The organism is Longimicrobium sp. (assembly GCF_036387355.1).
Lineage (GTDB): Bacteria > Gemmatimonadota > Gemmatimonadetes > Longimicrobiales > Longimicrobiaceae > Longimicrobium.
The window spans coordinates 27858-39675 of sequence record NZ_DASVTX010000503.1 but is presented as its reverse complement, the minus strand read 5'-3'; the positions used below and the strand labels follow the sequence as shown (position 1 = coordinate 39675).

The window sequence follows — 11818 nt, the reverse complement described above, 5'->3', positions numbered from 1 at the left end:
GCGGGCGGGGGGGGGGCCCGCCCCAAGCTCTCCCAAACCCGCGGCACCTCCCGTGCGGATCGGCGTTGATCGACCCACCCCGATCCCGACATCCAGCACACACCAGCAACCGTCTCCAGAATGAGCAACCCCGCCGCGCAGGCCGAGCCCTGGACGCACCACGAGGCCGTCGTCAACGAGGTGCGGCTGCACTGGGTACAGGCCGGCGAGGGGCCGTTGATGGTGCTGCTGCACGGCTTTCCCGAGTTCTGGTACGGCTGGCGAAAGCAGATTCCCGCCCTGGCCGCCGCGGGCTACCGCGTCGTCGCGCCCGACCTGCGCGGCTACAACCAGTCAGACAAGCCCGCCGGCATCCGCCCGTACCGCGTGCAGTCGCGGGTGGACGACGTCGCCGCCCTCATCCGCCACCTGGGCGCCGAACGCGCCCACGTCGTGGCGCACGACTGGGGCGGCATCGTGGCGTGGTGGCTGGCCATGGTGCACCCGGAGCGCATCGACCGGCTCGCGATCCTCAACGCCCCGCATCCGCGCGCCTTCTCGCGCGAAATCCGCCGCAATCCCAGGCAGATGATGGCGTCGTGGTACGCGGGCTTCTTTCAACTGCCGGCGCTGCCCGAAGCGGCGCTGCGGGCGCGTGACTACCGGATGCTGCGCGGCATCTTTCGCGCGGAATCCGTGCGCCCCGGCGCGTTCTCCGGCGAGGACATCCGGCGATACCGGAACGCCGCCGCCCAGCCCGGCGCCCTGACCGCGATGCTGAACTACTACCGCGCCGCCGTCCGTTATCCGCCGCCGCCCACACGCACCATTCCGCATCCCACGCTGCTCATCTGGGGCGTGCGCGACCAGGCGCTCACCCTCGAACTGACGGAGGGCCTGGAGCCGTGGGTGCCCAACCTGCGGATCGAGCGCATCCCCGAAGCGAGCCACTGGGTTGCATCGGAGTATCCCGACCGCGTGAACGCGCTGCTCACCGGCTTCTTCGGTCCGGCGGGGGGATGAGGAAAAGAACGCCGGACCGCGTTCATTGCGGTCCGGCGTCGTCATCCCTGTCCATGGCGGATACGGTGCGTCTTCTGGCGGGAAGCGCGCCGTCATCCAACCACCCCCGCATCATCACCGGCAATTCCCTTCCCGCCATCCGCGATTCGTGCGGATCACCACGGCCATCCGCCAGCCGCCACCGCGCGGATCAGCCGAGCGAGCGCGCGGGGCGGGCGCCGGCGGAGGCCTCATCCTCGTCATCATCCTCCCGCCCCGACTTTCGCCAGGGGAGGCGGCCGTCGATCTCCACCTCCAGCGAAAAGCTCAGGAAGGTGCGGATGATGACGATCAACGCCAGAATGCCCAGGTTGTGAAACGACGGCTCCACCGCGACGGTGCCGATGATGTCGGCAATCACCAGGAACTCCAGCCCCAGCAGAATGCCCCGCCCCAGGTTGCGGCGGTAGGCCTTGTACGCCGGCGCGAAGCGACCTCCCGAACGCCACCAGTCCACCAGCATCAGCACGGTTGCCGCCACGGCGGTTACCGCCAGCATGGCCACCCCGCCGATCTCCACCCCTTTGGCGATCCCGTGGATCACCTGATCCAACAGGGAATTGCCTTCCGCCGTCTGCATCAGCACATCCGCCATCCCGTCCCGGGTTCCCGCCGCGGTGTGGCAACGACAGTGCCGGAGCGCGTCCAGAGCACCGGGCCGGGCACACGATTCGCAGCCCGGCCCGGCGAACCCGCAATCTCCGGACGTGATGCGCCTGACCCGACAGCAGCAGATTTTCGCAGGAATCGCCGTTCTTCTCGTTCCCGTCCTGGTGTGGGCGGCCACGAGGATGGGCGGCGAAAAGCAGGCGCCCGAACGGCGTGATCCGCCTCGCGCGCCCGCCTCGGTGCAGGCGGTGCGCGGCCCCGACCTTCCGGACGAGATCGAGACGCTGCTGGCGCAGGGCCGCAACTGGCGCGCGGCCCGCCGCCTTCGCGCCATGACCGGCCCGCAGACCGATCCCGCCGTCATTGTGGTGGCGGCAAAGGCGGAGGCCGGGTGGGGCGGATGGAACAACGTGATCGACCTGCTGGAAGGCAAGCCGTGGCTGGACCGCACGGCCGGCGGCGACGGATGGTACCTGCTGGGCCGCGCGCGCGAGCAGGCGGGCCGGTGGAACGACGCGGCCGAGGCGTATGGAAAGTACGTCTCGCTGCGCCCGGAGGGCGGCGACGCGGCCGCACGGGGCGAGCGCACCGTCGGCGAGCTTCGCTACGCGCTCGCGCTGCTGCGCGCCGGCCGCATGGACGAGGGGATCCGCGCGCTGGAGCACGCCCGCGCCGGCGTGCCCGTGATCTCCGGCTGGGTGTCCATCCTGGCCGCGGAAGCCGTTGCGGAACGGGGGGATACGGCACGCGTCCGCGCCTTTCTGCCCAGGCCGGAAGACGCGCCATCCCCCGTCCGCGCACGCCGCGCGTGGCTGGATGCGTACACCGCCGCGCGCGACCCGGCCGGCGCGCGGGCCATGGCACTGCGCTTTCGCGAGCAGGCACGCGACACGGCGGGGCGTGCGGAGATGGCCGTGGCCGCGGCGCGGGTGAGCGATCCCGCGCAGGCCGCGCCCCTGCTGCGCTCCGTGCTGGCCGAGGCGCCGGCAAGCGGCATCGCGGTGGAGGCGGCGCGGCGGCTGGGCGCGCTGCCGGGGCTGACCCCTGCGGACCGGCTGGCCATCGCCACCGTGTACGACCGCAACGGCAACAAGCCCCGCGCGGCGGACGGCTACCGCGCCTGGCTGGCCGCCGCCGGCCCCAACGCCGCGGCCGCGCGCGACGTGCGGCTGCGGCTGGTGCGCGCGCTGTTCGGGGCCGGGCGCTTCGCCGAGGTAGACGCCGCCGCCGCGCCGCTGCTCAACGCGCCGCCGCCGGTTGCCGCGGAAGCGATGTACGTGGTTGGGCGCGCGCAGTACCGGCGCGGCGCGCGGGCGCAGGCGCGGCAGACATGGAACGCGGCCGCCATGCGCTATCCCGGCGTGGCCGCGGCGGGCGAGGCGGCGTTCATGCTGGGCGATTTGAGCCACGACGCGGGCGACGCGGCGGGCGCGCGCGCCGGCTACCGGCTCACCGCGGACCGGTTCGCGGGGACGGAGCCGGCCGGGCTGGCGCTCATGCGGCTGGGCGGCATGGCGTACCTGGCCCGCGACTACGCCAGTGCCACGCGGATCTTTGACGAGTACCGCGCCCACAACGCCGGCGGCGAGCACTGGGCGCAGGCCACGTACTGGGCCGCGCGCGCCCGCGCCGCAGCGGGAAAGACGGGTGACGCCGCCCCGCTCTTCGGCTCCGTGCGGGAAAAGGAGCCCCTTTCCTATTACGCGCTGCAGGCGGCGGAGCGCCTGAAGCAGCCGTTCTGGCCGGTGGCGCTGAAGGCCGATCCGGCGGCGGACGCGGAGGCAGCCAACCGCGTGGCGGAGTGGATGTACGGCGTGGACCTGCTGCGCGCGGCGGGGCTGGACGCGGAGGCATCGGCGGAGGTGGACCGCCTGGTGCGCGAGGCCGGCAACAACCGGGGCCTGCTCTTTCCGCTTGCGGAGCAGATCAACGAACGCGGCTACACCTCGCAGGGCATCCGCGTAGGCATCGCCATGCAGAAGGGGGGCGAGCCGAACAGCGCGCGGCTGCTGCGCATTCTGCACCCGCTGCCGTACCGCGGCATCATCGAGGGCGAGGCGCGCGCGGCGGGGCTGGACCCGTCGCAGGTAGCGGCCATGATCCGGCAGGAGTCGTGGTTCAACTTCAAGGCGCAGAGCGGTCCGGGCGCGCGCGGGCTCATGCAGGTGATGCCGGAGACCGGGCGCGGGCTGGCGCGCGGGTTGGAGATCCAGCAGTGGGACGCGGACCTGCTGTTCAACCCGGAGATCAACGTGGCGATGGGCGTGCGCTACCTGGCGGACCAGATGCGCGCCTACCGCCGCTCCCTCCCCAGCGTCTACGCCGCCTACAACGCCGGCCCCGTGCGCGTGGAGCGCTGGCGCCGCCTCCCCGAGTACCGCGACGAGGAGCTGTTCACCGAGCGGATTCCGTACGAGGAAACGCGGGATTACGTGAAGATCTTGACGAGGAATACGGCGGTATACCGGGGGTTGTACGGGGACGGCAGGGAATAGGGAATAGGGAATAGGGAATAGGGAATAGGGAATAGGGAATAGGGAATAGGGAATAGGGAATAGGGAATAGGGACGGCAACGGCGGATGGACTGCGGCGGCGGATTCGGCGCGTGGACGCAGCAGATGATCCGATGGACGGGACGCAGCGGACGGTCCGGCGCGTTGGGCGCGATGAGCGGATGAATCCGCCGCTCTGAAAGCGGTAAGCCCCGACTCGTGGCCGCTGACGCGTCCACGAGTCGGGGCTTCAACTGCAACGAGCCCGGAGAACCCGGTGCGAATTCTCCCCTCTCCGTGCGGCAGTTTGCACGGGGAGGGGCCGGGGGAGGGGCGCCGTTGGGGTGTGCCCCCTCTCCCACATCTGTTCGTGGGAGAGGGTGGACGCGTCTCAGCGCGGCCGGGTGAGGGCCACAGCCAGGGCACGCGCGAAGGTTCGGCTCCACGATCAGATGCATGACGCCGAACGCCCCCTCCGGCCGGGAGGGGGCGTTCGTTTTCCGCCTGCAGCACGCGCCGTCAGTACGCCTGGTCGGCGCCCGCGCGGAAGCCGTAGTCGCCACCGGGGAGCGTTTCCACGCCGCGCTCGGCGTAGTCGTCGCTCGCCATCTCCAGCTCGCCCGCGTACACGCCCACCTCGTCGCCCGGCTCCACGTGCGCCGCCGCAGCAAACTCTTCCTCCTCCAGCTCGAACACCTCGTCCTCGGCGTCGCCGCGGCCGCCCAGCAGGCCGGCCGCGCCCGCCAGAACGACGCCCAGCCCGGCCACCACGCCCAGCGCGAGCGCCGCGGCGCCCGGATGCATGACCGCCTTGGTGTAGGCGCTGGTGCGCATCACCCGGCCCTCGTAGTCGCCGCGCGTTTCGCCGTTGTCCAGCGGCGGCTGGTACAGCGTGTCGCGGCGGCCGGGGCGCGTGCGCTCCTCCTTCTGCTGCTGCTCCACCATCCCCTGCATGGCCTTGTCCGCCGCGCCGGGGACGAGGATGCCCATCATGGCGTTCATGCGCCCGCCGCCGCCCACGGTGACGGACTTTCGCGGATGCGCGGCGCAGAACAGGATGGCGTCGGCCACCGTCTCCGGGCGATAGACGGGCGCGGGCAGCGTGGGCTCGTGCTCCATCAGGTTGCGCGCGTGCTGCGGAAAAGGAGTGTCGATGGAGCCCGGCTTGATGACCGTCACCGCCACGGGGACGCCGTCGTGCTCCAGTTCCACCCGCAGCGCGTCGCTGAATGCCTTGACCGCGTGCTTGCTGGCGCTGTAGTGCCCCTGCATGGGCACCGCGCGGTCCGACACGATGCTGCCGACGTTGATGAGCGCGCCGCCCCCGCGCCGCAGGACGGGGAGCGCCGTCATGGCGCCGTTCACCATCCCCCAGTAGTTCACGTCGAAGAGGCGACGCGCGTCCTGCAGGGGCGTTTCCTCCAGCATGCCGTAGATGCTCACGCCGGCGTTGTTCACCCAGGTGTCGATGGTGCCGTACTCGCGCAGCGCGGTTTCCGCCACGCGGCGCACGTCGTCCTCGCTCGCGGTGTCCGCCACGCAGTAGACGGCGTTCCCGCCGGCGCCGCTGATTTCGGCGGTGATGCGGCGCAGCGCCTGCTCGTCGCGCGCGGCCAGCACCACGCGGGCGCCCCGCTTGGCCGCCTTGCGCGCCGTCGCCAGACCGATGCCGCTGGAGGCCCCGGTGATCACGATCACCTGCTCGCGGACGGGCTTGAGCTGAATCTCCATATGCGTTCTCCCTGTGGCCTGGACACGAATTCTGAGGCGCGGTGCGGGTGCAAGGCGCGGGCCGGGGCCATCCCTGTACAGTCCCTGAACACGGCGGTACGATTCGCGCTGATCCCCGCTGCCGTTCCGCCCTTCCGGCACCGGTCCGGGGCGGCGTTCACCATTCCTGGAGACTCTGATGCGCATTCCCCGCTGGACGGCGCTTGGCGCGCTGCTGCTCGCCGCCTGCGCCACGGCAGATCCGCGCCCCGCGTCCCCCGGCGACCGCGAGCACCTGGACGCCATGTCGCACGAGCACGCGGGCGAAACGCCCACCGCCAACGGCTCGGCCATGGAGCCGCGCCAGGCCGTGGTGGCGCAGGACGTGGAGTACCTGGACGCCAACGGCGTCAAGGTGCGCGGCTACGAGGCGCGCCCGGCCAACACCGCCGCGAACGCCAAGCTGCCGGCCATCGTCGTCATCCACGAGTGGTACGGGCTGAACGACAACGTGCGGATGATGACGCGCCGCCTGGCGGGCGAAGGGTATCGCGCGTTCGCCGTGGACATGTACAACGGGCAGGTGGCGAGCAATCCCGAGCAGGCGCGCACCCTCATGGGCGGGGTGATGCAGAATCCGCAGGGCGGGATGGCGAACCTGGCCGCCGCGGTGCGGTCGCTGGAGTCGCGCACCGGGGCGGACCGCATCGGTATTCTGGGATGGTGCTTCGGCGGCGGATGGTCGCTGCAGGGCGCGCTGAACATGCCCGCGCAGATCGACGCCGCCGTCATGTACTACGGGCGCCCGGTGACGGAGCGCGACCAGCTGGCCCAGTTGCGCGCACCGCTGCTGGGGCTTTTCGGCGGGGCGGACCAGGGGATTCCCATCGCCCAGGTACGCCAGATGGAGGCGACGCTGCGCGAGCTGAACAAGGATGTGACGATCCAGGTCTACGAGGGCGCGGGGCACGCCTTCGCGAATCCGTCCGGGCAGTCGTACAACGCCGCCGCCGCGCAGGATTCCTGGGCGCGCACCACGGCGTTCCTCGCGCGCCATCTCCGCTGATCCGCGTTTCTCACGGAGAGCACGGAGGCTTCACCGAGGTCACGGAGGAACAGCAACAGACCCTCACACAGAGGCACAGAGGCACAGAGAACGGAAACAGATAGGGGACCAATCACTGATCGGTCCTTCGATGTTGTCTCTCTCCGCCTCTGCGTCTCCGTGATGCCCGTCCTTTCACGTTGCAGTCCTCCGTGACCTCCGTGCCTCCGCCGTGACCTCTGTGAGAAACGGGGTTGACGGCGCCGGCTCTCGCCACGAAGGCTGCTTCGCCGCAGATTGTTCCCCTCCCGCCTGATCCCTGACCTGGCCGACCCCGCCCGATGCCACGCCCGCACCGCCATCCGCTGATCGCGCTCCTCCTCGCCACGGCCCTCGCGGCGGGGTGCGCCGACCGCGCGAAAGAAGAGCAGGCGCCCCGCACGGTGGTGTCGGTGTCGTCCGCGGCCAGCCTGCGAGAGGCGTTCGGGGACGCGGAAAAGCAGTACGAGGCGGCGCACCCGGACGTGGACATCCGCGCCAACTTCGGCGCGTCCGGCGCGCTGCAGCGGCAGATCGAGCAGGGCGCCCCCGCCGACGTGTTCGCCTCCGCGGCGGAAAAGCCCATGGACGCGCTGCAGGCCCGCGGCCTGGTGGATCCCCGCTCGCGGCGCCCGCTGGCCGGCAACGAACTCGTGCTCATCGTCCCGGCCGTGGCGGATTCGGGCACGGTGCGCGGCTTCGCCGACCTGGCGCTCCCCCGTGTGCGGCGCGTGGCGCTGGGCGTGCCCGCCTCCGTGCCCGCGGGCGAGTACGCGGACCAGGTGCTGCGCACGCTGGGCATCCGCGACGCGGTGCAGGGCAAGGCGGTGCTGGGGCAGGACGTGCGCGCCGTGCTGGCCTACGTGGCCTCCGGCGAGGCGGACGCGGGCGTCGTCTACCGCACGGACGTCGCCGCGGCGGGCGGCCGAGTGCGCATCGTGGCGGTGGCGCCAGCGGGCTCGCACTCGCCCATCCGCTACCCCATCGCGGTCACCTCGCAGGCCCGGGATACGGCGGCGGCGCGCGCGTTCGTCGGCTTCCTCCTCGGCCCGGAGGGGCGCACGATTCTGCGGGCCCACGGGTTCACGGCGGAGTGATGGACCCCTCGCCCGTCCTGCTCTCGCTGCGCGTCGCCCTGTCCGCGCTCGCCTTTGTGGCCGTCGCGGGAACGCTGGCCGCGCGCTGGGTCACGCGCCGCGACTTTCCCGGGCGCGACCTGGTGGACGGCCTTCTCATCCTTCCGCTGGTCCTTCCCCCGGTGGTGACGGGATACGTGCTGCTCGTCCTGCTCGCCCGCACGGGGCCGGTGGGGCGCGTGCTGGACCGGGCGTTCGGCATCCGCCTCGTCTTTACCCTGGAAGCGGCCATCATCGCCGCGGCCGTGGTCAGCTTTCCGCTGATGTACCAGAGCGCCAAGGCCGCCTTCGCGGGCGTGGACCGCCGGCTGGAGGACGCGGCGCGCACGCTGGGCGCCGGGGAAGGACGCGTCTTTCTGCGCGTCACCGTGCCGCTCGCGTGGCCGGGGCTGGTGGCGGGAATGGTGCTGGCCTTTGCCCGCGCGCTGGGCGAGTTCGGCGCCACGGCCATGGTGGCGGGCAACATTCCCGGGGTGACGGCCACGGTGCCGCTCGCCATCTACGCCCTGGCCGACGCGGGCGAGCTGCGGCAGGCCGGGGTGTACGCGCTCACCATCAGCCTGTTCAGCCTGGCGCTGGTGGTGGGGCTGAACACCTGGACGCGGCGGCGGCGGCCCGGCTGGCGCCCGGCCCGGCGCGCCTGACCGTGCTGCACGTCCGCGCCCGGCTGCGCCTTCCCGACTTTGACCTGGACGTCGACTTCACCGCCGGGGACGAGATCGTGGTCCTCTTCGGACCGTCCGGGGCGGGAAAGACCATGACGCTGCGCGCCATCGCCGGGCTGGAGCGGCCGGACGACGGCGAGATCCGCCTGGGCGACCGCATCCTCTTTTCCCGCCGGCCGCGCGCGTGGGTGCCGCCGCGCGACCGCCGCTGCGGCTTCGTGTTTCAGGACGCCGCGCTCTTTCCGCACCTGGACGTGTCGCGCAACGTGCTCTTCGGCGCGCGGGTGGGCGAGGACGCGGCGCGCGAGCGGCTGGACGCGCTGCTGGACCGCTTTCGCATCGCGCACCTGGCGCGGCGCTTTCCCGCGGAGCTTTCCGGCGGCGAGGCGCAGCGGGTGGCGCTGGCCCGCGCACTCATGAGCGATCCCCGCGTGCTGCTGCTGGACGAGCCGTTCTCGTCGCTGGACGCCGACGCGCGCCGCGCCGCGCAGGACGAGGTGCTGGACGCGCACCGCGGGTGGCGCATTCCGTTTCTGTTCGTCACCCACGACCGGGCAGAAGCGGAGCGCATGGGAAACCGCATCCTCTTTCTGGAACGGGGGCGGCAGACGGGGGAAGTCCGCGTCCGCTCCGTCCATCCGGAGTGAGGCGGACGGGCGCCCCGGTGCCGGATTCCGAAACATTCTCATCGCACCGGCGTACACGGAGCGTCCCGGTGCGGTTGTCCGCCGCCGCCTTCCGGGCCATCTTGCACGCCGTCACCTGACCGGCCCGCCGCCCGCCTTCGTGCGCGGCGCCGTCGTTTTCCCCGATCCGCACACCGTGGCAAAACCGCCCATCGGGAACCCCGTTCCCGGCACCGAACCCGTGCCCCCGGCCCCCGCCGCCGGCTCCGCGCTCCCCGCGGAGCGCGAGGCCAAGCGGCCGCTTCCCGAGCTCAAGGGGCGGCGCGCGCGCAAGCCGGCGCCCGTCAAGAGCGGCGGCGACGACCCGCTGGAGATGGTAAAGTCGCTGCTCTGGGCGGTGCTGCTGTTCTTCGTCATCCGCATGTTCCTGGTTACCGCGTACTCCATTCCCAGCGAAAGCATGGAGGATACGCTGCTGATCGGCGACTACCTGATGGCGAACAACGCGCTGTTCGGCGCCACCGTGCCCTTTACCGACATCCGGCTCCCCTCGCTGCGCAACCCGCGGCGCGGCGAGATCGTCGTCTTTCGCCCGACGTACAACAATCCGCGCATCGACGTCGTCAAACGGGTGGTGGGCGTGCCCGGCGACACGCTGCAGATGCGCGACAAGGTGCTGTACCTCAACGGCAAGGCGGTCAAGGAGCCCTTCACCAAGTACGTGGACGGATACGACGATCCCATCACCGAGTATGGCCAGGGGATGATGGACCCCACGGTGGACCAGGCCCGGTACGGCTCGCACAACCACATTCCGCTGCTGCCGGCGGGGGTGGACAAGCGCACGTACCAGCCCACGCGCAACAACTGGGGCCCGCTGGTGATTCCGCCCGCGCACTACTGGCTGATGGGCGACAACCGCGACCGCTCGCTGGATTCGCGCTTCATGGGCCCCATTCCGCGCGAGGTGATTCGCGGCAAGCCGCTGTTCATCTACTTCTCGTACGACAAGACCAACGAGAGCGCGGCCTTTCCGCGGCCTCTGACGGCGGCGCGGTGGGACCGGATCTTCAACCGGGTAAAGTGACCGCATGAGCGCAGGCGCAACCGCGGCGCTCCCCGACCCGCCCGGGCCCCGCCCGGTGCTTCCCCTCGCCCGGCTGGTCGCGTTCCGACGCGATCCGCTGGGCGATCTTTCGCGCATGCAGGCGCGCTGGGGCGACGTGGCCTCGTTCCGCATCGGCCCGCGCTGGTTCTACCTGCTCAGCGACCCGGAGCTGGTGCGCGAGGTGCTGGTGACCCACCACCGCGGCTTCATCAAGAGCCTGGCGCTGCAGCGGGCGCGGGTGCTGCTGGGGCACGGCCTGCTGACCAGCGAGGGCGAGTTTCACCTGCGGCAGCGGCGCCTGGCGCAGCCCGCCTTCCATCGCGAGCGCGTCGCGGGGATGGCGGCCGCCATGGTGCGCCGCGCCGAGGCCACCGCGGACGGCTGGCGCGCGGGGGCGCGGGTGGATGCCGCGCACGAGATGATGCGGATGACGCTGGCCATCGCGGGCGAAACGCTGCTTGGGGCGGACGTGGAGGCGGAGGCGGACGAGATCGGCGCGGCGCTCACGGATGCGCTGGGGCTGTTCGACCGGCTGCACAACCCGTTCGGCCCGCTGCTGGACCGCCTCCCCACGCCGGGAACGCGGCGGATGCGGCGCGCCCGCCAGCGGCTGGACGCCACCATCTACCGCGCCATCGCCGAGCGCCGCGCGTCGGGAACGGAGCGGGACGATCTGCTGGGCATGCTGCTGGCCGCCCGCGACGAGGAGGGCGACGGCGGCGGGATGACGGACCTGCAGCTTCGTGACGAGCTGCTGACGCTCTTTCTGGCCGGGCACGAGACGACGGCCAACGCGCTCGCCTGGACCTGGCACCTGCTGGCCCGCCACCCGGAGGCGGAGGCGCGCCTGCACGAAGAGCTGCGGACCGTGCTCGGCGGCCGCGCTCCGACCGCGGAGGACTTCCCCGCGCTGCCGTACACCCGCGCGGTGCTGGCGGAAAGCATGCGGCTGTATCCGCCCGCGTGGACCATCGGGCGGGAGCCGGTGCAGGACTGGCAGGCGGGTGGCTACCGTATCCGCGCGGGGAGCGTGGTGCTGGTGAGCCCGTGGGTGGTGCACCGCGATGCGCGCTGGTGGAGCGAGCCGCTGGCCTTTCAGCCGGAGCGGTGGATGGGCGCCGCCGAGGCCGCGCAGCCGCGGTTCGCGTACTTTCCCTTCGGTGGCGGCATCCGCAAGTGCATCGGCGAGGGGTTCGCGTGGATGGAGGGCGTGCTGACCCTGGCGACGCTCGCGCGGCGGTGGAGGCTGGTGCCCGTCTCCGGCGCGGAGCCGGTCCCCGAGCCGCGGATCACGCTGCGGCCGCTGGGGTTGGAGATGAGGGTGGAGGCGGTGCGGTAGGGGAGTG

10 protein-coding genes are annotated in these 11818 nt (G+C 72.0%); 8 read left to right on the top strand and 2 right to left on the bottom strand.

Annotated features, from left to right (window positions below):
* The first annotated feature begins 120 nt into the window (after positions 1 to 120).
* On the top strand, positions 121 to 1002 hold the full coding sequence (locus VF665_RS21940; RefSeq protein WP_331055611.1) for an alpha/beta hydrolase: 882 nt from the start codon (positions 121 to 123) through the stop codon (positions 1000 to 1002).
* A 190-nt stretch (positions 1003 to 1192) separates the two neighbouring features.
* On the opposite strand, the gene VF665_RS21935 is transcribed toward VF665_RS21940, so the two are convergent.
* Positions 1193 to 1636 carry a DUF1622 domain-containing protein gene (locus VF665_RS21935; protein WP_331055610.1) on the bottom strand — a complete coding sequence of 148 codons (444 nt, stop codon included), beginning with the start codon at positions 1634 to 1636 and terminating at the stop codon, positions 1193 to 1195.
* A gap of 115 nt (positions 1637 to 1751) precedes the next feature.
* Here VF665_RS21935 and VF665_RS21930 point away from each other — a divergent pair, with 115 nt between their 5' ends.
* On the top strand, positions 1752 to 4145 hold the full coding sequence (locus VF665_RS21930; protein ID WP_331055609.1) for a transglycosylase SLT domain-containing protein: 2394 nt from the start codon (positions 1752 to 1754) through the stop codon (positions 4143 to 4145).
* A gap of 517 nt (positions 4146 to 4662) precedes the next feature.
* Here the strand turns inward: VF665_RS21930 and VF665_RS21925 are convergent.
* Positions 4663 to 5874 (bottom strand): SDR family oxidoreductase, encoded by a 1212-nt coding sequence (locus tag VF665_RS21925; RefSeq protein WP_331055608.1) that lies wholly within the window; start codon positions 5872 to 5874, stop codon positions 4663 to 4665.
* A 178-nt stretch (positions 5875 to 6052) separates the two neighbouring features.
* Between VF665_RS21925 and VF665_RS21920 the strand changes: the two genes are divergently transcribed.
* The 6 genes from VF665_RS21920 to VF665_RS21895 all read left to right on the top strand — a co-directional run bounded on the left by VF665_RS21920 (position 6053) and on the right by VF665_RS21895 (position 11811).
* On the top strand, positions 6053 to 6919 hold the full coding sequence (locus VF665_RS21920; RefSeq protein WP_331055607.1) for a dienelactone hydrolase family protein: 867 nt from the start codon (positions 6053 to 6055) through the stop codon (positions 6917 to 6919).
* Between the two features lie 320 nt (positions 6920 to 7239).
* Positions 7240 to 8034, top strand: coding sequence for a molybdate ABC transporter substrate-binding protein (modA, locus tag VF665_RS21915; protein ID WP_331055606.1), 795 nt, complete (start codon positions 7240 to 7242; stop codon positions 8032 to 8034).
* The gene (modB, locus tag VF665_RS21910; protein ID WP_331055605.1) at positions 8034 to 8717 is read left to right on the top strand and encodes a molybdate ABC transporter permease subunit; all 684 of its coding nucleotides are present in this window, start codon (positions 8034 to 8036) and stop codon (positions 8715 to 8717) included. The genes modA and modB overlap by 1 nt, the downstream gene beginning before the upstream one ends.
* Positions 8718 to 8719: 2 nt before the next feature.
* Positions 8720 to 9385 (top strand): ATP-binding cassette domain-containing protein, encoded by a 666-nt coding sequence (locus VF665_RS21905; RefSeq protein WP_331055604.1) that lies wholly within the window; start codon positions 8720 to 8722, stop codon positions 9383 to 9385.
* A gap of 175 nt (positions 9386 to 9560) precedes the next feature.
* Entirely contained in the window at positions 9561 to 10451 is an 891-nt protein-coding gene (gene lepB, locus VF665_RS21900) for a signal peptidase I (RefSeq protein ID WP_331055603.1), read from the top strand.
* Positions 10452 to 10455: 4 nt separating this feature from the next.
* Positions 10456 to 11811: a cytochrome P450 gene (locus tag VF665_RS21895; protein WP_331055602.1), complete on the top strand. Its 1356-nt coding sequence runs from the start codon at positions 10456 to 10458 to the stop codon at positions 11809 to 11811.
* Positions 11812 to 11818 lie beyond the last annotated feature (7 nt).

Bases quoted from the DNA above. Each gene is read 5' to 3' on its own strand.
- modA (WP_331055606.1), top strand. From the start codon at position 7,240: ATGCCACGCCCGCACCGCCATCCGCTGATCGCGCTCCTCCTCGCCACG.
- VF665_RS21920 (WP_331055607.1), top strand. From the start codon at position 6,053: ATGCGCATTCCCCGCTGGACGGCGCTTGGCGCGCTGCTGCTCGCCGCC.
- VF665_RS21925 (WP_331055608.1), bottom strand. From the start codon at position 5,874: ATGGAGATTCAGCTCAAGCCCGTCCGCGAGCAGGTGATCGTGATCACC.
- VF665_RS21940 (WP_331055611.1), top strand. From the start codon at position 121: ATGAGCAACCCCGCCGCGCAGGCCGAGCCCTGGACGCACCACGAGGCC.
- VF665_RS21930 (WP_331055609.1), top strand. From the start codon at position 1,752: ATGCGCCTGACCCGACAGCAGCAGATTTTCGCAGGAATCGCCGTTCTT.
- VF665_RS21895 (WP_331055602.1), top strand. From the start codon at position 10,456: ATGAGCGCAGGCGCAACCGCGGCGCTCCCCGACCCGCCCGGGCCCCGC.
- modB (WP_331055605.1), top strand. From the start codon at position 8,034: ATGGACCCCTCGCCCGTCCTGCTCTCGCTGCGCGTCGCCCTGTCCGCG.
- VF665_RS21935 (WP_331055610.1), bottom strand. From the start codon at position 1,636: ATGGCGGATGTGCTGATGCAGACGGCGGAAGGCAATTCCCTGTTGGAT.